At 69.9% G+C, this 21540-nt stretch carries 20 protein-coding genes and 3 pseudogenes; 16 read left to right on the plus strand and 7 right to left on the minus strand.

The window, feature by feature from the left end; genetic code table 11:
• Positions 1-137 precede the first annotated feature (137 nt).
• The 10 genes from ABT025_RS30365 (at position 138) to ABT025_RS30410 (ending at position 10533) form a co-directional block, all read left to right on the plus strand.
• Positions 138-1310, plus strand: a complete 1173-nt coding sequence (locus ABT025_RS30365; protein ID WP_351001462.1) for a spermidine synthase — start codon at positions 138-140, stop codon at positions 1308-1310.
• Positions 1307-2578: an MFS transporter gene (locus ABT025_RS30370; protein ID WP_351001464.1), complete on the plus strand. Its 1272-nt coding sequence runs from the start codon at positions 1307-1309 to the stop codon at positions 2576-2578. The genes ABT025_RS30365 and ABT025_RS30370 overlap by 4 nt, the downstream gene beginning before the upstream one ends.
• Positions 2575-3198 carry a DUF6445 family protein gene (locus tag ABT025_RS30375; protein WP_351001466.1) on the plus strand — a complete coding sequence of 208 codons (624 nt, stop codon included), beginning with the start codon at positions 2575-2577 and terminating at the stop codon, positions 3196-3198. The genes ABT025_RS30370 and ABT025_RS30375 overlap by 4 nt, the downstream gene beginning before the upstream one ends.
• A complete protein-coding gene (locus tag ABT025_RS30380; RefSeq protein ID WP_351001468.1) occupies positions 3198-3863 on the plus strand; it encodes a DUF6445 family protein in 666 nt (221 codons plus the stop codon). Before ABT025_RS30375 ends, ABT025_RS30380 begins: the two co-directional genes overlap by 1 nt.
• Positions 3860-4546 carry a DUF6445 family protein gene (locus ABT025_RS30385; RefSeq protein WP_351001470.1) on the plus strand — a complete coding sequence of 229 codons (687 nt, stop codon included), beginning with the start codon at positions 3860-3862 and terminating at the stop codon, positions 4544-4546. The genes ABT025_RS30380 and ABT025_RS30385 overlap by 4 nt, the downstream gene beginning before the upstream one ends.
• Positions 4539-5225 carry a pentapeptide repeat-containing protein gene (locus tag ABT025_RS30390; RefSeq protein WP_351001472.1) on the plus strand — a complete coding sequence of 229 codons (687 nt, stop codon included), beginning with the start codon at positions 4539-4541 and terminating at the stop codon, positions 5223-5225. Before ABT025_RS30385 ends, ABT025_RS30390 begins: the two co-directional genes overlap by 8 nt.
• A 14-nt stretch (positions 5226-5239) precedes the next feature.
• Positions 5240-7150 (plus strand): RiPP maturation radical SAM C-methyltransferase, encoded by a 1911-nt coding sequence (locus tag ABT025_RS30395; RefSeq protein WP_351001474.1) that lies wholly within the window; start codon positions 5240-5242, stop codon positions 7148-7150.
• Entirely contained in the window at positions 7143-7718 is a 576-nt protein-coding gene (locus ABT025_RS30400) for a hypothetical protein (RefSeq protein ID WP_351001476.1), read from the plus strand. The genes ABT025_RS30395 and ABT025_RS30400 overlap by 8 nt, the downstream gene beginning before the upstream one ends.
• 2 nt (positions 7719-7720) lie before the next feature.
• Entirely contained in the window at positions 7721-9064 is a 1344-nt protein-coding gene (locus ABT025_RS30405) for a M16 family metallopeptidase (RefSeq protein ID WP_351001478.1), read from the plus strand.
• Between the two features lie 62 nt (positions 9065-9126).
• Positions 9127-10533 (plus strand): insulinase family protein, encoded by a 1407-nt coding sequence (locus tag ABT025_RS30410; protein WP_351001480.1) that lies wholly within the window; start codon positions 9127-9129, stop codon positions 10531-10533.
• A 347-nt stretch (positions 10534-10880) separates the two neighbouring features.
• Here the strand turns inward: ABT025_RS30410 and ABT025_RS30420 are convergent, their stop codons facing one another.
• Positions 10881-11858: an ArsR/SmtB family transcription factor gene (locus ABT025_RS30420; RefSeq protein WP_351001482.1), complete on the minus strand. Its 978-nt coding sequence runs from the start codon at positions 11856-11858 to the stop codon at positions 10881-10883.
• A gap of 89 nt (positions 11859-11947) precedes the next feature.
• Between ABT025_RS30420 and ABT025_RS30425 the strand changes: the two genes are divergently transcribed.
• Together ABT025_RS30425 and ABT025_RS30430 are read left to right on the plus strand one after the other, a co-directional pair.
• On the plus strand, positions 11948-13264 hold the full coding sequence (locus ABT025_RS30425) for an MFS transporter (protein WP_351001484.1): 1317 nt from the start codon (positions 11948-11950) through the stop codon (positions 13262-13264).
• A 129-nt stretch (positions 13265-13393) separates the two neighbouring features.
• On the plus strand, positions 13394-13765 hold the full coding sequence (locus ABT025_RS30430; RefSeq protein WP_351001486.1) for a hypothetical protein: 372 nt from the start codon (positions 13394-13396) through the stop codon (positions 13763-13765).
• A 15-nt stretch (positions 13766-13780) separates the two neighbouring features.
• Here ABT025_RS30430 and ABT025_RS30435 read toward each other — a convergent pair.
• Together ABT025_RS30435 and ABT025_RS39570 are read right to left on the minus strand one after the other, a co-directional pair.
• Positions 13781-14260 (minus strand): annotated as a pseudogene (locus ABT025_RS30435) (IS5 family transposase); the annotation flags it as partial.
• Entirely contained in the window at positions 14233-14433 is a 201-nt protein-coding gene (locus ABT025_RS39570; protein WP_502972066.1) for a hypothetical protein, read from the minus strand. The gene ABT025_RS39570 and the pseudogene ABT025_RS30435, both read right to left, overlap by 28 nt.
• A 34-nt stretch (positions 14434-14467) precedes the next feature.
• Between ABT025_RS39570 and ABT025_RS30440 the strand changes: the two are divergent.
• Positions 14468-14650: pseudogene (locus ABT025_RS30440) on the plus strand (IS5 family transposase); the annotation flags it as partial.
• Between the two features lie 25 nt (positions 14651-14675).
• Here ABT025_RS30440 and ABT025_RS30445 read toward each other — a convergent pair.
• Both ABT025_RS30445 and ABT025_RS30450 read right to left on the minus strand, forming a co-directional pair.
• A pseudogene (locus ABT025_RS30445) lies at positions 14676-15016 on the minus strand (DUF5713 family protein).
• A 1030-nt stretch (positions 15017-16046) separates the two neighbouring features.
• Positions 16047-16682, minus strand: coding sequence for a ScbR family autoregulator-binding transcription factor (locus ABT025_RS30450; RefSeq protein WP_351001488.1), 636 nt, complete (start codon positions 16680-16682; stop codon positions 16047-16049).
• 566 nt (positions 16683-17248) lie between these two features.
• On the opposite strand from ABT025_RS30450, the gene ABT025_RS30455 reads away from it, so the two are divergent.
• Entirely contained in the window at positions 17249-17929 is a 681-nt protein-coding gene (locus ABT025_RS30455; RefSeq protein ID WP_351001490.1) for an HAD family hydrolase, read from the plus strand.
• Positions 17930-17964: 35 nt separating this feature from the next.
• Here ABT025_RS30455 and dhaL read toward each other — a convergent pair whose 3' ends face one another.
• A complete protein-coding gene (dhaL, locus tag ABT025_RS30460; protein WP_351001492.1) occupies positions 17965-18636 on the minus strand; it encodes a dihydroxyacetone kinase subunit DhaL in 672 nt (223 codons plus the stop codon).
• Positions 18637-18691: 55 nt separating this feature from the next.
• A complete protein-coding gene (locus ABT025_RS30465) occupies positions 18692-19690 on the minus strand; it encodes a dihydroxyacetone kinase subunit DhaK (RefSeq protein WP_351001494.1) in 999 nt (332 codons plus the stop codon).
• A 590-nt stretch (positions 19691-20280) separates the two neighbouring features.
• Here ABT025_RS30465 and ABT025_RS30470 point away from each other — a divergent pair.
• A complete protein-coding gene (locus ABT025_RS30470; RefSeq protein WP_351001496.1) occupies positions 20281-20658 on the plus strand; it encodes a hypothetical protein in 378 nt (125 codons plus the stop codon).
• 302 nt (positions 20659-20960) lie between these two features.
• The gene (locus ABT025_RS30475; RefSeq protein WP_351001498.1) at positions 20961-21464 is read left to right on the plus strand and encodes an NUDIX hydrolase; all 504 of its coding nucleotides are present in this window, start codon (positions 20961-20963) and stop codon (positions 21462-21464) included.
• The last annotated feature ends 76 nt before the right edge of the window (positions 21465-21540 follow it).

Below are 21540 nucleotides of genomic sequence, written 5' to 3' on the forward strand. Positions count from 1 at the left end.
AGTGGAACTTCCCCGAGACGTCCTGGAGCGGCTTGAGGGAGCTGCTGACCATCACGTACACGGGCAGCAGGACGAAGGCGGTCAGGAAGGCCAGGCAGCGGAGCCGGGACGTGGCAGTACGACTTCCGAGGAGAGCGATGTACGGCGCCACACCTCTGCTGCTGAGCACCTCCGCGACTCTGCTCGCCGGCGACCGGGTCTTCGTGGGGAACCAGCCCGACGACTTCGCCGTAGGGCCGCTGTCAGGGCCGGCCGACGAGGTCTGCGTGCTGGGCCTCGGTTACGGAGGGTCCCTGCGCCCCCTGCTGACGGCGTCTCCCGCAAGCCGAGTCACTGCCGTGGACCTCGACCCCGGCATGGTGACGGTCACCCGTGCGCTGTTCCAGCAGCACTTCCCGCAGGCGGAGTTCCGTACCGAAGTGGCTGACGCCGCGACGTTCCTCGACGGGGGCCGGCGCTACGACCTCCTGCTCATCGACGTCTACGCCGGCGAGTCGTACCCCTCCTTCATTCTCGACGCGGCCTTCTGGAAGGGAGTACGCGGCGCCGTTACGGCGGGCGGAACCGTCCTCCTCAACGCCTGGGGCCTCCCCAGCCACCTGGACCCGTTCTCCCCGCCCTCACCGCAGCACACCCTTGCCGCGCTCCTCGCCCCCCTGTGGCCGCAGGCCCGGTACCTGCCGTGCCGCCGCAACATGACCGTTGTCCTCCGCGACACCTGGCCCGACCCGGAGACCGGGTTCCCTCCGCTCGCCGCCGACCTCGTCGAGCGGCTGACGCCCGCCGACGCCGCCATCCTGCGCATGCAGAGGCTGCGCCTGCACCGGGCAGAGTCCTTCCGTGTCCCGGACGGCGGCCTCGCGGACCCGGCCGACCCCGCGGACGTACCTACGACCCCGGACCAGCTGGACGCCGAGATGGCCCGTCGGTGGCCGGCGATGCTGGACGCCGTCCGCGCGCACGCCGACGCCGCCGGCGTCGACGCATCGGTCGTCGGTACCCGCGCCTTCTACGACCGTCCTGACATCGCGGTCCCGGCCACCCTCGAACTCGCCCGCCGCGGCCATCCGGCTGCCGCCCTGCTGCCCAACGTCGCCGCCTCCCTGACCTTCGCCGGCGACACGTCGCTCGGCTGGTACGGGGAATGGATGGCGGACGAGGCGGAGAAGCTGGCGGCGGAGCTGCCGGACTGGCTGGTGCGCACCGCCCTCCCGCAGGCGCTCGCCATGGCGGCGAACCCGCTCGTGCCCGCCTGGCCGTGGACCGCGAAGCTCCTCGAGCGGACGACCGCGCCGGCAGTCGCGCGATGACCGAGACGCCCGTGGCCCGGACGACTCGACTGCCGTCGAGGTTCTGGCTCTTCTGGTCCTGCCTGACCGCAGGCGGTGTCGCCGACGGCATGACCCTCATCGCCCTGACCTGGTCCGCCTCCACCGTGACCGACAGCGCACTGCAGATATCGCTGGTCGCGATGGCGGAGCGGTTTCCGTGGCTGCTGTTCGCCCTCCCCATGGGCGCCGTCGTCGACCGGATGCCCCGCATCGCGCTCATGGCTGCCGCCGGAGCGCTGCGCGCGGCCGCCATGCTCGTCCTGGGCCTCCTGCTGCTGACCACCGACGTGTCCATGGCGGTGCTGACAGCCTTCGCCGTCTTCTTCGGGACGACCGAGGTCGCCTACGGCATCGCCGCCGACACGGCCGTCCCCCTGCTCGCCCCGGAGAAGGCGCTGTCCCGGGCCAACGGCCATATTCGAGCCAGCCAGATCCTCTCGAACGACTTCGTCGGCCGCCCCTTGGGCGGACTGCTGCTGAAGGCGGGCCTGGCCGTACCGTTCCTGGGTAACGCGCTGGTCAACGGCATCTCCGCGGCGGCCCTGCTGATGATCCGTCGTCGTGGGGACGATCCTGTGGTGACGCCGGCCGGGCGCGGTAGGTTCACTGCCGAGATCGGCGCGGGCCTGAAACTGGTCCGGGCCGAACCCATCCTGCAGGTGCTCGCGCTCAGCGCGGTGGTGCTGAACACCCTGTACGCGGCCATGCTCGCGGGCCAGGTCCTCTTCGTCCGGGACACGCTCGGCCTGGGCTCCCTCGGGTACGCGCTGCTGCTCTCGGCGGCCGCTGTCGGCGGAGTCGCCGGAAGTCAGTACGCACGCCGGCTGCTCGAACGCCTCGGCACGGAGAAGTCGCTACTCACCGCCTTGCTCACCATGGCCCTCTGCTTCCTGGGAGTGGGCCTCGTACCGGCCGTCCCGGTCGTTGTCGTCCTCTACGCGGTCGCGTCGGCCGCCGTCGCCTTCTGGAGCGTCAGCACCCTGACCCTCCGCCAACTGTCCGTGCCCGACGGCACCCTCGGCCGGGTCAACGCCACCTTCCGCATGGTCACCTTCGGGATGAGCGTTGCGGGCATGCTCCTCGGCGGCCTCCTGGTGGAGGCCACCTCCGGACCCCTCGGCCAGGAGCAGGCCCTGCGGGTCCCGTACTGGGTGGCGGGTGCCGGCTACCTGCTGCTCCTTGCATTCCTCAGGCCGCGCCTCCGGCACGGCCGCGCCGACGTACGAGAGGAAGGAGACCTGCGATGAACAGAACGCTGCAGGTCGTCGACGACTTCTACGCCGACCCGGACCGGGTGCGAACCCTGGCCCTGGAGAAGGGCGACTGGTCGCCGCAGAAGACCGACAGCGGCCGGACCTACGACGCGGAGACATACAACTCCTTCGCCGGCCGCGGGACCGCCGACACCTTCGCGGAACTGCTGGGCATACAGGTGCGGCACGACCCCGCACGCATGGGCTTCGGGGTCTTCGCCTTCACCGGCGAGGAAGCGAACGCGCCGCTGACAACGCACTTCGACGACACCGACTGGGCGGGCATCGTCTACCTGACACCTCCCGACCGGTGCCAGGGCGGCCTCTCCTTCTTCCGTCACCGCACCAGCGGACTGACCGGGCCACCCGATGACGGCCGTGCGGCGGAACTCGGATACCGCGACCGGGACCACTGGATCGAAGACGTCTACTACCCGGACAAGGTGCGGCCCGACGCGTGGGAGGAGATCTCCCGGGTCTCCATGGTCTACAACCGCCTGGTTCTCCTCAAGGGCAGCGTCCTCTTCCACCGCGCGAGTTCCGGCTACGGCACCTGCCCCTCCGACGGGCGGCTCGCCCAGCGATTCTTCTTCGACGAAGCGAGGTCCCGGTGATGCGCAGCAGACTGATCGTCGTCGACGACTTCTACGCCGACCCCGACGGCGTACGCGCCGCCGCGCTCCGCTCCGACTTCCGCAGCGCCAGTCGCTACAACTACCCCGGCTGGCAGAGCAGCAAGGCGCTCAGCACGGACGCCCTCCAGCGGGCCATCGAGGAGACCGTCGGATCGCCGGTGCACGTCGACGGTGACCGGCTCACCTGGGGCGGCTTCCGGGTGATCACCGAGGAGACGGGGCGCGGCAGCAAGGTGCACGCCGACACCGCCGTCGATTGGGCCGGCATGGTGTATCTGACGCCCGGTGCGCCTCCGTCCGCCGGCACCGGATTCTTCCGGCACCGCGAGACCGGCTTCACCCGGCCGCCTTCCGACCGGGTGGCCCGCTCGCTCGGCTACGCCGACGCCGACGCGTTCGAAGAGGGCGTCGCCCGGCGCGACATGGCGGACCTGTCCAAATGGGAACTGGTCGACTGGGTCGCGCCCCTCTACAACCGGCTGGTGCTCTTCCGCGGGTGCGAGTTCTATCACGCACCGCTCGGGGGCCTGGGCGACCGCCCCGCCAACGCCCGCATCACTCACAACTTCTTCTTCAACGAGGTCATTCCTGTCCCGTCCGCCGTCAGAGCGATGCCCGCCGGTATGGAAGGTGTGGCCCGGTGACCGCGCCGCGTGTCGAGCGCGCACTCGATGGCGACCTGCTGGTTGTCGAGAACTTCTACCAGGACCCCGACCGGGTGCGGGAGATGGCCCTCGCCGCCGAGTACCGCGACTTCGGGGAAGCGGCGAACTTCCCCGGCAAGGAGAGTGCCAAGGCCTTCGCCGGCGACGGGCACGCCCGTCGACTCGCCGAGATCGTCGGCACGCCGGTCCACCACGACCCGAGCCGTTGGGTCTTCGGCAAGTTCCGGGTGGCGACCGGTGCGGATGTCGGTCGGACGCGGGTGCACCTCGACTTCGTCGACTGGACCGCGGTGGTCTATCTCACCCCGCCTGACCGGGCTCGGGGCGGACTCGGCTTCTACCGGCACCTTCCCACCGGCTTGGACCGGGCGCCCGGACCCGAGGAGCTGGCACGCCTCGGCTGCCGCAGCAAAGAGGAGTTCGACCAGCGGTACGTGCTGCGCGACACCGCTCGCGAGGACCGGTGGGAAGCCCTCCACCAGGTGGACCTCGCGTACAACCGCTGCGTCGTCTTCAGGGGCGGCCGGCTCTTCCACGGCATCACCGAACTCTTCGGCGAGGAAGCCGCGGAAGGAAGGCTGACCCAGAACTTCTTCTTCATGTCCGAGAAGCCCGATCAGGGCCTCCGGGACGACGCCGAAAGGACCCGGGCCCATGCGTAGCCTGCTCGACGTGGTGCTGACCGAAGCCGGTGACGGCACGATGGAGCCCGGCACCCGCGCTCTTCTGCCGCTGGACAGCCGCATGCGGGGACCCCGCGGCGCCGATCCCGTGCTCTGCGGCCCGCTGCCCGCCGCCGGTGTGGCCCTGGCCCGATCCGCTGCCGAGGTGTCCGCCCTCGGCCTGGGCATGCGGACCCTCGCCCTGGTCGCCCAGGGGAACGAGACCCTGCGGGTGGTCGCTCTGGTCGATGGATGGCTCCTGCTGCGGGGCCACGGGGCCGGCATGGACCTGCGGGGTGCCGACCTCCGCGGAGCCGACCTCACCGGAGCCCGCCTCACGGGCGCCGACCTGACCGGGGCCGACCTCTCGGGAAGCCACCTGGAAAGCGCCGACCTCGCGCGCACGGTGCTCCGTTCAGCCGATCTTTCGGGTGCCTCCCTGCGCAGGGCCAGCCTCTTCGGCGCGGACCTGACCGAGGCCGATCTGCGCCGCACCGATCTGCGCCACTCCGACCTCCGCCAGTGCACCTGCGCCCGCACGGCGTTCCGCGGAGCGGACTTCTGGTCCGCGTACGTATGGGACGTCCCCTTCGACGAGGCGTTCACCGAGGGCGCGGACATCGAGCGCGCGGACTACCGGGGAACGCACTTGCCCAAGCCCGAGAACGCGCGCGTCTGAGAGGGCTGAAGACCATGACCACGGCTGAGTTCCTTGGCCTTCCCCCCGTCCCCTCACGAGCACCGCTCCGCACCCTCCGGGTCGCCCTGGTGTGCATGCCGTGGGCCTCCCTGGACATGCCGTCGATGGCGATCAGCACGCTCGCCCCCGTCGCCCGGAACCTGGACTTCGTCGAGGCCGTCGACACCGTCTACGCCAACATCCGCTGGGCCGACCACGTTCACGAACGCACCGGAGGCCGGATCGGCAGCACCGACTACCGGCGCATCGTCGACGGGTACTACGTCGCTACCGGCGAATGGGTGTTCTCGCCCGCCCTGTACGGCTTCGAGGAACCCGTCGGCTCCCCGTTCCACACGGCAGCGACCTCCGGCGGCGCCGACCTCGAAGCCGCCGCGGAGATGTACCGTCTCAGCGCCGGTTTCGTCGACCGGCTCGCCGACGAACTTGTCGACGGCGGCTACGACATCGTCGGTATGACCAGCACCTTCGACCAGAACATGCCGAGCCTCGCGCTGGCACGCGCACTCAAGGAACGCGCCCCCGACCTGGTCACCGTGATGGGCGGAGCCAACTGCGACGACGTGCAGGGGACGGCTCTGCACCGCAACTTCGGCTGCCTGGACTACGTGGTCCGTGGGGAGGGCGAGATCGTCCTACCCACCCTGCTGCGTGCGCTGGCGGCCACCGCACCCGGCCACCGCCCGCCCACGCCGGAACTCTCCGCCATCCCCGGTTTGTGCTGGCGCAGCGCCGACGGTGTGACGACAGCCAACCCGCAGCCCCGCTCCGTCGTCCCGGTGGACGCCATCCCCGAGGCCGACCTCAGCGGCTACTTCGACACCTTCACGGCCGCCCGGTCCGTCGCCGACGTGGAACCCAAGATCCAGATCGAGGGCGGGCGCGGCTGTTGGTGGGGAGCGAAGCACCACTGCACCTTCTGCGGTCTGAACGGATCCCTCATGGCGTTCCGGGCGAAGTCGTCCGACCGCGTCCTGAAGGAGATGGAGAACGCCGTCCGCCGGCACCAGATGCTCGACGTCGTCTTCGCCGACAACATCATGGACATGGGATACCTCCGCGAGCTGCTGCCCCGGCTCGCGGAGCAACCCTGGGACCTGCGCCTGTTCTTCGAAATCAAGTCCAACCTCGGAATGCGGCAGCTGAAGGTCCTCGCCGACGCCGGCGTGGCACAGGTCCAGCCGGGCATCGAGAGCCTCAGCACCCACGTCCTCGACCTCATGCGCAAGGGCGTGACCGGCTGGCAGAACGTCCGTCTGCTCCGTGACTGCCGCACCGTGGGCGTCTTCCCCGGCTGGAACCTCCTCTACGGATTCCCCGGAGAAACCGAGTCCGACTACGACGAGATCATTGAGCAGATGCCGGGACTCTGGCACCTCACCCCGCCCGAAGGCGTCTACCGGGCGGTCCTCACCCGCTTCAGCCCCTTCTACGACGACGCCTCGCTCGGCCTGGAGAACCTGGGTCCCTCCGGACTGCTCAAAAAGGTCTACCGGCTCCCGGCCGAGGAAGTCGCCGACATCAGCTACATCTTCGAGAGCGAACCCGCCGGACTCGGCGAACCTGCCGCGCAGCGTCTGCGGGCCGCCGTCGACACGTGGCGCGACAACCACCAGGGCAGGCGTCTGGTGGCGGTCGCCGAGGGCGACGCGCTGCGCGTCGTGGACGAGCGGACCACCGCGCCCACGGAGGAACGGATCACGGACCCCCTGCTCGTCGCGACCCTCCTGGCGACCTGGAAGGGCCGCTCGCCCGCCGGCGTGCTGCGGGAGGTGACCGCCAGCGGCCACCGAACGACCGAGGAGCAGGTGACGGAGGTACTGGAGGAATGGCGGGAGAGACGCTGGCTGTTCCGCGAAGGGGGCCGGTACGTGGCCCTGCCGACGGGACTCGACCATGAGTGAACGCACCTCCACTACCCGCCGCTCCACCCTCCTGGCACCTCACGACCCCGACGAGGGCCACACCCGGGACGCCCTGGCGGCCCAGGCCCGCCGGGGCATGCGCGGTCTGCTGATCGCACGCCCCATGCGACTCGACGCGGCCGAACCGGTTACCACCGCCCGCTTCCTGCACCTGCTCGTGGAAGCGGCGGGCGTCGGCCTCCGCGTCTACTGGGAGGGCGGCCTCGACGGCATGCCGACGGGCCCGCTCCACCACCTGGACCCGCCACGGGAGAACGGCGCACCGGTCTGGCCGGTCCCACCGGGCCCGCTCCTGACAGTGCGGCGCGGCCCGGATTTCGTCACGGTCGAGGACACGCGCGACCCCGGCACGCCCCGCCGTTTCGTCCTCCCCGACCTGCCTTACGGGAACCTCCTGCGCCGGTACGCCACCCCCACCGCCCCGCGCCCCTCGGACCGCCGCGGCCTGGCCGAGTTGGAGGCACGGGACCTCGTTCTCCGGCTCGGCGGACCGGGCGAGGAGCTCTGCCTCACCCTGCCGCTGCGCTTCGCGTACGCGAGGTCCTGACCGTGCGGGTACACGACAGCGCCCCCCACGGCCGGCTGGTCTCCACCAGGCTGGCGAACGGCCTGACCGTCGTCGCGCAGGAGGACCGTGTCCTGGACGGACTCCACATCCACCTGCGCTACGACGTCGGGTCCCGGCACGAGCCCCCGGGGCTGCACGGGGTCGCACACTTCATCGAGCACCTCATGTTCGAGGGGACGCCTGGCCACCCGGACTTCTTCGGCGAACTCCAGCACCGCGGCGCGTGGGGCGTCAACGCCTCGACCAGCCAGGACCGCACGGCCTTCTTCATGACGGTGCCGACCGCCCTGCTGCCCCGGGCCCTGGCGATGGAGGCGGACCGGATGGCGCACCTGCCACGCACGCTCGACGAGGCGGCCCTCGCCCGGCACCTGACGCTCATCGGGCGTGAGGAGGAGGAGCGCACCAGGGGACCCCTCGCCGAAGCGCCCGGCCACCTCTTCGCGCAGGCGTTTCCGCTCTCTCACCCCTACCGGCACGTCTCGATGGGAGACACGAAAGCACTCGCCCGGTTGACGCCCGAGCAAGTGGCCGCCTTCCACCGCGAGTACTACCGGCCCGAGCGGGCCACCCTTGTCGTCGTCGGCGACCTGCCGGCCGAGGCGGCCATCGACACGGCCATTGAGTCCCTCGGCACCGTGGACCGAGGACCGGCCCCGTCCCTGCACCCGCCGTCCGCATACCCACCCCGCCACGCGGCGCGGACCGATGACGCACATGGCCGCACCGACACCAGCGGTGGCGGGACCCGTTGGGCGGTCTGCCCGCCGGGGATCCCTCCTCAGGTGTACGTCCTCGCCCACACCGCTCCGCACGGGACGAGGGAACATGTCGCCACGACCGTGCTCGCGGCCGTGCTCGGCAGGGGCAAGGGCAGCCGGCTCTTCCGCCGGGCCGTGCGCGACGCGCGCGTCGCGCGCCCGGCCACGGAGCTCACAGCGGCCTGGCACCTCGAACACGGCAGCTCCGTGATCTTCGGATCGGCTACCGCCACTGCGGGGACCACCGGGGCACAACTCCGCGCGCGCGTCCAGGAGATCATCACCTCGGTCGCCCATGGGCTCACCCCTGGCGAACTGGAGCGGGCGGTTCGGCTGGTTCGCCGGGAGCAGCTCGAACGGCTCGACGACCCCGCTGCACGAGCGGAGACGTTCGCCACGCACCTGAGCCTCCACGGCGACCCGTGGAAGGCCTACGCGACCGCCGAGGCGATAGCCGACATCACCGAGGAAGAAGTGACGCACGCCGCCCGGGAGTACCTGCCCTCAGCGACATACCTCGTCTACGACCATCCCGCCCGGGACACTTCACAGGCAGCCGCGTGACCGCGCCCCCGGTCGTACCGCCGAGCCCTTCCCGGACCGTTCCACCGGCAGAGCCCCCCGCCATGCTGCCGGCCGCACCGACACGGCTCCGGACACAACTGGTTCCCATCCACCTGCAGGGCAGGCTGACCGCCGTCGCCCACCTCGTGCTGCACATCGGGACGACGGACGGCCCGCCGGTCCCGGAGGCCACCGCCCGCATCTGGGCGATGCTGCTCCGGCGCGGCGGCGGCCGGGACGGGGGGACAAGCATCGAGGACGGGCTGGAGGACCTCGGCACGACCCTCACCGTCGACGCGGACCGGCACGCGATCCGCTGCGTGCTCCGCTCGACACCGGATCTGCTCGCCGACGCACTCGCCCTACTGGCCCGAACCGTCGAGGCGTTCGCCCCCACGGCCGACGAGATCGACATGTTCGTGAGCCGCTGGCACCGGGCCCGCACCGCGGTCCGCCGCACCCACGGAGACCCGTCCGCCTCCCTGCTGAACGCCGCGCTCTTCCCTCCTGGTGAGGACCGGCGCACACGCGACAGCACGGCGCAGGCAACCACCGCGCCCGAGACGATCGACGCCGAGACCGTACGCACCTTCCACCGGCGCGTACAGAACGCCCCCCGCGACCTGGTGATCGCCGCCGACCTCGCACGCGTCGACCTACGGGCCCTCGCCCGCTCAGCACCGGCGCCTGTCCACGCCCCGCACTCCACGCCTGCCCCCTCGGACCGCCCGGCGTACACGTCGAAACCGATCGGGCCACCCAAGGCGCTCACAGTGCGCCGCGGGGCCGCCGGCTCTCCCTGCGTGGTCATGATCGGCATCAGGGCGCCGGAAGACAAGGGCGACCTCGGCTGTCTCGAGCTCGCCCGCCTCCTCCTCACCGCAACCCCCTCGTCCCGGCTCACCCGGACTCTGCGCGAATCGTCCGGACTGGCATACGCGGTACACGGCGACATCGTTCACGAGGGCCCGCTGTCCGCGCTGCGCTTCCGGTTCGAGGCCCCCGCCGAACAGGCACCCCAGGCCGCCGTCGAGGCGCTGGAAGTCGTCTTCGGTCTGGCCACCCGCGCACCGCGCGAAGAGGACCTCCGCGAGGCGGTCCAGGCGCACCTCTGGGACAGGGCCGAATGGGGCAGCCCCGCGGCCGCGGCAGCGGCCGGCGCCTCACGGGCGACGTCTGCCCCGGAACGACGGTCCGGGGCAGGCCCGTTCGCGGGAATCACCCCCGACGACTTCCTGCAAGCCGTCACGGAGCTGATCGAACCCGAACGAGTGGCCGTCGTCGTCGACGGTGCTGCCGACGGCGCGGAAGCCGTGGCGGCAGCCATGGCAGACGCCGCTCGGGACCGTCCCGGCACAAGCGCCCTCGCCGCATACAGCCGACTGGTGTCAGCGTCCGCCGCCGCCGACGCGCGGCGGTTCGCCACCCAGAACGCGACGGGGTCAACGGCGAGCGCAGCCCAGGCGTGACGGCGACAGCCGCGGGGCGCGGCATGCCTGGGACGCGCAGCGGAAGCTGAAGGGGCGTCCGGGACAGCCCGGCGGGCCAGGAGCTGCGGGGAGGGACCGGAGGCGTCGGCAGTCTCATCCAAGCCGTGAGCTGGGCATCCGCCCGCTGATCTCCCGGCGTGGCACCGAGCACGGAAGCGGCCCGGGCAACAACCGCTGGGTCGTCGAAGCGCCCTTCGCACTTCTGCGCGGGTTCCGCCGACTGCGTATCCGCTGGGAAGTCCGCGCCGACCTCCATCAGGTTTCCGCACCCTCGACTGCGCAATCATCTGCTGGCGGCGTCTCAGAAGCAGTGCCGCTCCGAGCCCTCACCCCGAACCGCCGACCAGTGCCTCACCGAGCGGGGTGCGCCGGTAGAGCACCGACCGTCCGGACCGGGCGCGGACAAGCAGCCCCGCGCCTCGCAGGATGGCGAGGTGATCTCCTACCGCGCCGGGTGCCATGGCGAGGCTTCGGGCGAGGTGGCTGGTGCTGGCCGGGGCGTCCAGCGCCAGCAGCAGCCGGGCTCGGGCCCTGCCGACCAGGGCCGTCAGCGCGTCCGGTCGGGGGACGGTCTCCTGTTCGCCCCACAGCGCGGCGGTGCCGCGGGCGGGATAGACCAAGGTCCTGGGCCAGGCGTCTTCCAGGTGGGCGGCGATGTTCCCGACGAAGACCGAAGGGATCAGCAGCAGCCCGTCGCCGGTGAGGCGGACTGTTCCGCCTCGGAAGAAGCCGATCTCGATACCGCCGGCGCGCCAGACGACGCCCGAGTGCAGGCTCTCGATGGTCGTGGCCCATCCGTGTTCGCCGATCACACCCACCCGGTGCACGACATCGCGCTCACAGATCGCGCGCAGTTGCGGCCAGTCCGTGGCGAGCAGTTCGTGCCACGCATGGTCCATCGCCTCGGCGATCCTGGAGACGACGTCCGTCGAGTCCAGCACCGCGCGTACGCGGGGATCACGGGCGGACGGGCCGGTCGCGGTGGTGGCGAATTCGTGGCGGGCCGCCTCCAGCGGCGTGGCCCTGATCACGGCCAGGTCGTCCGCCCAGGTCTGGTTGAGACCGCGCGGAGGCGGGGCGACGAAGTTCGGCCCGGACAGCGGGGCCTGCACAGCAAGGACGGCGTCCAACTCGGTCTCGCGGCGAAGCCGCTCGAAGGCCGGCAGGAGCCGGGCGGCCCAGGCTCGCGGCAGCGGCCGGCCCTGGCCGGTGAGGGAACGCAGCAACAAGCAGAGGTCCAGCGCGGGCGACAGAGCGAAGCGGCTGCGCAGCAGGTCCTCGACTGAGACTTCGAAGCGGAGCACCCTGCCACGCTATCGCGGGCCGTCTGTTCAGATTCGTCCAGGGACGAATCATTGGTGAGTGGCGTGGGCGCACGGCGAGGCTGGGCGGCATGACCCCAACAGCCGAACCCGTGCAGGGCAACCACCGCGCCACCTACCGGGAGGTGCTGGCCGAGCCGCGATTCCGGCTGCTCTTCTCGACCCGCACCGTCGCGATCACTGCGGGCTCGCTGCGGATCACCACGTTCTCGGTGCTGGTCTTCGCGGCCACCGGCTCCGCGCTGTTGAGTGCGCTGGCCTTCGGTATCGGCTTTGTCCCGCAGCTGTTCGGCTCGCTGCTGCTGGGCTCACTGGCCGACCAACTGCCGCCCCGCGCGCTCATCGCGGGCGGCTACGCCCTGGAGTGCGCCGCCGCCCTCCTGCTCGCCCTCGTGCGGATGCCGATCGCGGCAAGCCTCGGCGTCGTGGCGCTGGTCGCCCTCGCCACACCGGTGTTCAGCGGCGCGTCGAGTCGGCTGGTCGCGCAGTGGCTTGAGGGCGACGCCTATGTACTGGGCCGTTCACTGAACAACATCGCTGGCTCCGGCGCCCAATTGTTCGGTCTGGCACTGGGAGGCGCGGCCGTCGCGGTACTCGGCCCGCACCGGGCGCTCGCGGTAAGCGCCGCCCTCTACCTGGGCTGCGCGCTCGCCATCCGCACCCGGCTGCCCCGGCTGAAGCCGGGAGAGTTCGGCGGCACACCCGGCAGCGCTTCGCGCGATGGCGGGACCGTCCGGGCAAGCCTGCACGTTGCCGGCCTGCTGCTGCACGGACAGAAGGTGCGACGTCTGATGCTGGCCCAGTGGCTGCCGCCCGCATTCGTAGCGGGCGCGGAAGGCCTGATCGTCGCCTACGCGGGAGCGCGCCACTTCGCACCCGGCTGGTACGCGGTGCTGATGGGCTGTCTGCCGGTCGGCATGCTTGTCGGTGACCTGCTGGTGGGCCGACTCCTACGGCCACCCACCCGGGAGCGACTGGTAGTCCCGTTGATTGCGCTGATGGGACTGCCACTGGTCGGCTTTGCTGCCGAGCCCGGAGTCGGCGTCTCGTCCTGTCTGCTACTGCTCTGCGGTTTCGGATTCGCCTACGGTCTCGGCCTGCAACGGCCGTTCCTGGACGCCCTGCCGCAAGATGGCCAGGGCCAGGCCTTCGGCCTGCTCGGCTCCGGCAGCATGACTCTGCAGGGCGTCGGGCCGGCCTGCTTCGGCGCGGTGGCCGCAGGCATCGGAACAGGCGGCGCAATCGCCCTGGCAGGCGGCGCGGCGGCACTTACGGGCGGCTGGATTCTCAGCTGGCACGCGTCCACCTCCCCGGTCTCCGTCCCGAACTGCTCAATAGGACCAGAGAACGGCATCGAACAGCATGCGTGCAGTTCCCCTGCGCAGTGACCGTCGAAGGTCGAGTCGAGTCAGGTTGAGTCGGGTCGGGTCGCGAACCGTCACGCACCCCGCCCGGCCTAGGCCGTTTCCTTCGGATCATCCTCACCGGTCTTTGTGCAGCCTGGATACGGTGGCTGCATGACGACGATCCTGCGGCACCCTCGGCCTGGATTCACGTGGGATTGGTGGGCAGTGGACGCTCACGGTTTCCTCGTGCACTTCAGCGATGGTCCTGCTCCGGAGCACCTGCTGGCGCATGTGGATCGTGTCGATGCCGCTGCTGCGTGGGCGGAAGAGAACTGTCCCGGGTGGTTCGACGCCGGTCCCCTGCCGCTTCACACCTTCAACTGCAACGGCGAGCTGCCCACTTACCTGCGCAGCGGCGTTCCTGACTCCCCACTGCGGCTGTCCGACGCGCCAGCGGCCATCGCGAATGTGGCGGTCTTGGTTGAACTGCACCGGGCAGTGGGAGACACCTGGACGGTTCACCTTGACGAAGGCTGGGTCTAGGCAGCTCGACTGACATCACCTTGCTGACCAGATGAAGATGGCGGCGAGGTGGAGTCCGGCGAGGTAGATGGTGGCGGTTTTGTCGTAGCGGGTGGCCAGTCCGCGCCACTGCTTGAGCTTGTTGATGCACCGCTCGACCGTGTTGCGCTGCTTGTAGGCGTCGCGGTCGAAGGCCGGTGGTCTGCCGCCTCGGCTGCCGAGACGCTTGCGGTTGGCGGCCTGGTCGGCGGGCTGTGGGATCACGGCCCGGATCCCACGTCGGCGAAGATGGGTGCGGATCGCGCGGGACGAGTACGCCTTGCCGGCCAGGACCACGTCCGGCGTAATCCTGGGCCGACCGAGCGGCCGGGGCACCCGCAAGCGGGCCATGACCGCGGAGAACGCGGGTGCGTCCCCGGCCTGTCCGGGCGTGAGCACGAAGGCCAGCGGTCGGCAGCGACTGTCGGCGGCGAGGTGGATCTTGGTGGTCAGTCCGCCACGGGAGCGTCCGAGGGCATGGTCGTCCGGCTCACCGGCTGGAGCCCCTTTTGACGGGCCCCGGCGGCGTGCTGGTGCGCGCGGACGACGGTGGAGTCGACCGCGATGACCCAATCGATGTCGCCCTCGGCGTCGGCCTGGGCGAGCAGGGTGGTGAAGACCCTCTCCCAGGTGCCGTTGGCCGCCCACATGCGCAGCCGGTTGTGGGCGCCCTTCCACGACCTCAAGCTCGGCTCCCGCGGCGGTCGGCCGCCACGCTTCGACCGGGTCGACCACCGCGAGCGTCACGCGGTCGAGTGTGGGATCAATCGCCTCAAGAGGCATCGCGCGGTCGCCACGCGGTACGACAGGCTCGTCGTCCGCTACGAGGCGACCGTGCTGATCGCAGCTCTCTACGAGTGGCTCTGATCAGCGGGGGCTTCCCCGTCCTCGTTCACCAGTCCCGGCCCGCGGTCAGCTCCTCCGCATCCGCGTCCGTGAACCCGTATGCCGACGCGACGAAGCGAAAATCGTCACAGATCCACTCCCGCGCAACCGTCTCGATCTCGCTCCCTGCTGCCACGAACTCCGCGTCCAGCAGGTTGAACTCCTCCGTCGCAGCCTCGGTGAGCACGTACAAGGCCTCCAGGTCGCGGGCTGCTCGTCCTCAATGCGCTCGCACAGCCGCAGCAGGATTGCCTTCCCCTGATCGACCACGTGATCAGGGAAGTACGAGTCGTCGTACATCTGCTGCAGAAACTCGTGTCCCGCTACCTGCTGATGCGTGATCGGCATGGTGCTTCCCTCCTCCACGAGAAACTGATGCACCGATCATGCATCGCACCACTGACAACGTTGCCCTCATCGGCCAGCCCCAGCGGGACCAGGACTTTCGCAACACGCCGCACCGTGTTGCGCTCACGGAAATCCCGATCATGTTCACCGGTCGGGCACCGGCCAACCGGTGAGTGCGAGTGCGAGTGCGACCGTGGCCGACGCCGACCGCAGGGTGCTCGGTCAGCCGACCGTAGTGACGAGTCAAGCCTGGCAACCGTTCGGCGAAGGTCTTCTTCCCGCACGAGGTGACCGGGCAGAGGAATCTGCGGACGCGTAAACAGAGAGCAACCCGTCTGCCATCGCTATGCACATCAGCCGGGAAGCGCGGGTGGGAGTGGTGAACCCGCCGTGACCAGAGCCCGCGTCGGGGACGGGTGGCCCCAGTCACCGTGCTTCGAGCCTCTATGCGTACTGCCTCGCCGGTCACATCGACAGACAGCACCGCTACGTCCGCAATCGACTGGGACAGCAACTCCTCTAACCAGGGCACCACTTCTTCCGCGGGCCGACCTGTCAGCCCCACCCCACCGGGTACGCGTCAATTCCAGGCAACTTCCCTGCGGCCCGCTCACCCAACACTGTTACTCAGCGTGCAAGCTCCACGGAGAGTGAACCACAACTGATTCTCGTGAACATCCATGAGTGCCGAGATCATCAAATGCTGACCGAACGGGCAAACAATTGCTGCCCATTGAAGTGACCGAAGCCACCCACGGCCCACGTAACCAGCCTGGCCTCAAACTCTGTCCAGGTCGGGCGGAGATGGCCTTCAGCCGATGGTGGGGGTGGTGGGTCGGGGTGATCTGTATGGCATCGAGACCGGTGTGCCGGCTCGAGATCCCTGCTGACGAGCTGATCCTGTAGGGCAGGTAGAGCCTGGCCGCCGCGCCGCAGCCGAAAGCAGCCCGGCCAAGACACCTTTCGTGAGGTTGCGGCATTCCGACTGGGTTGCTGCGTGTGACGGGTCTGGTGGGCTGGGTGCTGTGCCCTACGGCCGTGCGGGGATCCACGCCCGCGCACGGGCGAGCAGACCGGCCGGATCCGGTTTCGCCTGAAGGGACTTGAGTGTCAGCAGCCACCACTGATCGAACTGCTCCCCCCGGTCCCGCCCGCCCGGCAGGTCGTCGGTCAGTGTGCAGAGCCCGAAGAACGCGCACACGAGTGTCACGGCCGCGGCCGACGGTTTCACGTCGGCCGCAAGCTCACCTCGTGTTCGGGCCTGGGCGAGGAGTCGGGTGGCAGCCAGGGACCAGACATCGAACGGCGTGGGCACGACTGCGTCGATACATCGACGCTCCGCCCAAAGCCGGGCGCCCGCGCGCGCCACGACGTCCTCGCTGAGGGAGCGCGCGACATCGAGGCTCAGGATGACCAGCTTCTCCAGCGGGGGGATTCCGGGCGCGGCGTAGGGGGCGGCGAGCTCCGGCCAGGTGGCGAAATGTTCCCGGGCCACCGCCAAGGCCAGCTTCTCCTTGCTCGAGTAATGGAAATAGATCGCGCCGCTGGTTTTCCCCGAGTGATCACTTATGTCATTGATACTCGTTCCCGCGTACCCCCGTTCGGCAAATAGATGTGCTGCTGATTCCAGCAGTGCCTTGCGGGTTGCCCGGGCTCTGTCCTGCATGTGCGTTCCACCTTCGCTCGAATGTTCTATCGCTATGGCGAGGAAATGCGGACCCTCCCTATGAGGGGTGCAGTCGCATCGCGCGAAGATCTTATTATTCGTCAGTTGTGTGCGTGTGGACGTGCGTTCACACAATCCGTCGCCCGGCCGGGGGAGGGGTGTTTCGTGCGAGGGGCATGACGGCGCCCCTCGTGACGTCGTGGGCCACCGGGTGTGCCGCTCACCAGGCACGTTGCTCGGGCTGTGGGTGTTGCGGCTTTTTCCTCCGGTTCGTTGGCGTGCCCCGGTCGCCGGCGACCGGGGCAATTCCATGCACTCGAATTGGTGATTGCGGAAACCGGGTAGGCGAAATAACGTAACGGTCATGATGTTTTCGGCTCGAGCCGAAAACGACGATCCACGTCCGCCACGACGCGCTCAGCGACGTGCCCGCGGTCGCAGTAGCCGTGCCCATTCGTGCGGATCCCTCATCGCTGCGCAATCGGCACCCGCATCCCGGCACCTCTCTGCCACCCGTGCACCCGTGCACCGAAACGGTCGGCGCAGTCTCCGAGAACGGCAGTCACATGAAAGCTCGAAACTTCCTTGCCTGGTCCCCGTCAGCCATCGTCTTCGACTGCGACGGGACCCTGATGGACACAGAACGACACTGGCAGGAGGCTCGGAACGCCACCTTCCGGGCCTTCGGCCTCGAGCCTCCGGCCGGATTCGCCGACCGTGCCAAGGGCGTGCACTACACCGAGTGTGGCGCGCTCATGGCCGATGAGACCGGGAAGCCGGACCTCGCAGGCGACATGGCGTCCACACTCCTCACCACCTTCACGGCGCTGGTCGACGAGGACCCCGTCACCATGCCGGGAGCCGCCGCCCTGGTCCGGCTGGCCGCTCGGCATTTGCCCCTGGCGGTGGCGAGCAACTGCCCCCGGACGACGGTGGAATCGTGCCTCGGCCGGGCCGGACTCCTCGGCTCCTTCAGCCACGTCGTGGTTGCCGGCGAGGACGTACGGCCGAAACCGGAGCCCGATGTCTACAGCGTGGCCGTCCGCCTCTGCGGTGTGCCGCCCGAGGACGCACTGGCCGTGGAGGACTCGCTCACGGGCATGGAATCCGCTCGCCGGGCAGGCCTCCGCGTCATCGGTTTGGGCCCCTGCCCGCCAGGACCCGAGGCGGAGCAGGCAGACCTGTGGGTCGAGAGCCTTGCCGACCCGGAGTTGGTGCGCTGGGCCCGCAGCCGGATCGGGGAATAGAGCGCCCACTCCTCTCGGCGTGGGCGCGGGCGCGGTCAGCCGGTGGGCCGAAGATGAGGCCCCAGGGCGGGTACGGCGCCGGCTGCGGAGGCGAAGAAAAGGGCGATGCCCACCGCTCCGGGATCAGGTATGCCTGTCGCCCGGTCACCGAGATAGCTGGCCCGGCCCATGCGTGCCGACAGGGACGCGGTGTCCCGTACGCCCTGCCAGGCGCCGTCCGCCGCTGTGGCCAGGGCGGTCGCGGGCGGCTCGGTTCCCGCCGCCCGCAGTGCGGCCGCGGCCGGATCCAGCGCGTCGACCAGCGTCTTGTCGCCGGGGGACGCATCGCCCACACGGCGGATGGCAGCGAGGCCTGCGGCGGTGCCATCGGCGAGTGCGGCCGTCGTCAGATCGGGACCGGAGCCTGCGGCGGCCCTGCTCAGCGCCTGGAACAGCAGACCGAACAGGGGGCCGCTGGTCCCGCCGATCTCGTCGAGGAAGGCGGTAGCCATGATGCCAAGGGTCTCCGCAGGTCCGGCCGACTCGTCCGTACGGTCGAGCAGCAGTCCGGCGGCCCGGACCCCGGTCGCGAGATTGGTCCCGAAGTCCCCGTCCCCCGCCTGCTGGTCGAGCGCGGTCAGCTCGGCCTCGGTGGCGTACACCGAATCGGCGAAGCGGCGCATCCAGTCGCGGGTCTGTGTCCCGTCGAAAGCGGCAGTGGTCGTCATGGGGCCGTCCTCCTGCTCCTGTCCCGGGCCGCCGGGGCGACGGCCTGCGGGCCGCTCACCACCGCAACGCCGGAGTGCGGACCGGCGCATCGTAGAAGCCCAGCGTGTCTTGGTCGGCGACCATGAGGGTCAGGGAGAAGCCCCGCATGTCGAGCGCGGTCACGTAGTCGCCGACGAGGTGGCGTGCGAGCCGTACACGCCGGGCGTCAAGGACCCGGCCCAGTTCACCGAAAATGCCGTACAGCTCGAGCGAGGTGACCGACCCCAGGCCGTTGACCAGCGCCACGACCGGATCGTCGGGCCCGGGGCGCAACGCGTCCAGCAGGGCGTCGGCCATGTCCTCCACCAGCGCGCCCACGGAGCCCTGGCTCCTGGTGCGATCGGCGCGCTCGCCGTGGATCCCGACGCCGTACTCCAGTTCCCCGGCCGGCAGCCCGAACGCCGGCTCGCCGGTGGCCGGTGCGGTGTGGGCGGCGGAGGCGGCGGCGAGCGTCCGGCACCGGCCCGCGAGGGCGGTGCCGAGTTCCACCAGCCCTTCGAGCCCCATCCCGGTGTCCGCGGCGCCGCCCAGCACCTTCTCGACCAGCATCGTGGCGCCTGTGCCACGGCGGCCTGCGGCGATCGCTTCGGAGTCGGAGGCCAGGTCGTCGTCGATGAGGACCCGTGCGCAGGTGATGCCCGTGGCGGCAAGCCGTTCGGCCGCGATACCGAAATTGATCCGGTCGCCGGTGTAGTTCTTCACGATGTGCAGGACGCCTTCCGGCCCTGCAACCGCGCGCGACGCCCGGAAGATCTGCCGGTTGTGCGGAGAGGCGAAGACCCTCCCGGGGCAGGCGGCATCGAGCATGCCCGCGCCGACGTACCCGGCGTGCAGGGGTTCGTGCCCCGAGCCGCCACCTGACAGGAGCCCTACCCGGCGGGCCGGTGAGGAGTGCCGGGCGGTGAAGAACCCGTCATCGGGGTCGTACGCCACGAGGTCGGCGTGGGCGCGGGCGAAGCCGGACAGCGCGTCGGGGACGAGTTCGCCGGCATCGTTCTCGAAGTACCTGGCCATATGCCGAACCCCTCCTGTCCACGGCGGCGGACCGGCCGGTCCGGCCTCCGGACGAGACCTCCATGGTGGCGTGACCGAACGCATACGGCAACTCGCGGAACGTATCCGCGGCAGTCACGAAGCGCAGTGTCCCGATCCATCGGAGAACAAAGATGTACTTCTACCCCTGCACAAGAGCGCCCAATTTCCACCGCGGTCCGAGGCCGCGCTGAATCCGTCCTTGCCATCACCGGTGTAGCGCAGCAGATGGCCGGTGGCTGTATCGATCGCCGGAGGTCGAGTTCGCCGTCCTCGGTGTACTCGATGAGCACCGTCTGTCTGGCCCCGGAGCCGGCGCCGGGTAATTGCCGCCGCTGAGTGCACGGGACTCACGGACTCAAGACCGGTGACCTTTGCGCTCGGCAACGACATCGTGGACTCTGACGGACACGACGCCGAGCCAGGTAGTCATGACGGCTTCACCAGGGTTTTCGTCACCCCTGAACTCGACGGCTGGACCTTCGTGCTCGGCGCGTGGTGCGACCCCTGCGACGCGGAACGCAGCGAGGACGTCCTGAGGCTCTGCACTCTGCGTAGCTCACGCTACGGACGTGCCCGCGTACTACTACGGCGCTTCGGGCGATGGCTCCGCTTGGCTCGTCGCCGAACACGGCACGGTGATCCGACGCTACTGCGATACCGGCGACGGTGATGACGAACTGCTGACTCTGGGCGATCCCCTGCCGTTCGAGCGGACGCGTCGAGGGGAGCTTGGCCTTCAGCCGGTATGGGACCCCGCGCTCGAATCCGAGGACGATGCGGACGAGTGGAAGTGGGCCGCGTTCGACCTCGCACCCGAGATCGCCCAATCGCTTGGGGGTGGCCCGCTCAGCATCGGCCCGGAGACCTTCTCGCGTGGTGTCGGCGTCATCGCCCTGACCCCGTACGGGGTTGTCCACGGCGTGCCGACGGGCGCGTACCGCATCTGAGGAAACATTGAGGCCCTAGCTGTCCGCCTCGCCGCCGCGATCGGATGGCTCTGCCTCACCGACGAACCCGCTCCTGACGCCCTACAGTCCACCGTCAGCGCTCTGGCCACCGAAGAGCGCGCCCGCGCCATGGACGTCCTGCCAGGCTGGTTGTCACCGACGGTGTTGTGGGCGGTTGAGCCTGAGTGCGACAGCTCGACAACTGTGGTCATCCGTGTCCGGCCTCCTAGTTCTGGTTCTCCTGGGTCGGCTCTGCGGGCTCGGAGAAGGGGTTGTCAGTGGGCTCTGCCAGGGTGTGCGTCGTGGATGAATTGGTGGAGCGTGTCGACGATCAAGATCGTTTGCTGGGGATGGTGGTCAGCCGCCGGCAGGCCATCCGGGAGGGGTGGCTGCACCGAGTCGCCGTGACGGTGTGTCGTGATGAGCGTGGACGGATCCTCGTCCACCGGCGGTCGGAGCAGGTATCGCGCTTCCCCGGGCTCTATGAGGTCGAGGTCGGTGGCGCCGCAAACATCGGTGAGTCCTATGAACAGGCCGCCGCGAGGGAGCTGACTGAAGAGCTGGGCATTCGTGCGCTGCCCCGGCTGCTGTTCACGTTCATCAACCGCAGCGGCTTGAGCCCTCACTGGCTCGGCGTGCACGAAGCCGTGGTGCCTGATTCCGTGGTCCCCGATCCCGATGAGGTCGCCTGGCATGGCTGGCTGACCGAGCCGGGGCTGCGGTCGGCCCTGCTGGAGTGGCGCTTCACCCCCGACAGCAACGAAGCCTTCAGCCGGTATCTGGCGTTCCGGACCGCGCGGTCCTGACCTTGCCCATCACGCTCAGGCTCAGTATCTGTCGATCTCCTTGGCCAAGTGCTCGGCGTGGTCTTCGAGTAGTGGC

The sequence above is a fragment of the Streptomyces sp. NPDC002809 genome (assembly GCF_040295435.1).
Taxonomy (GTDB): Bacteria; Actinomycetota; Actinomycetes; order Streptomycetales; family Streptomycetaceae; genus Streptomyces.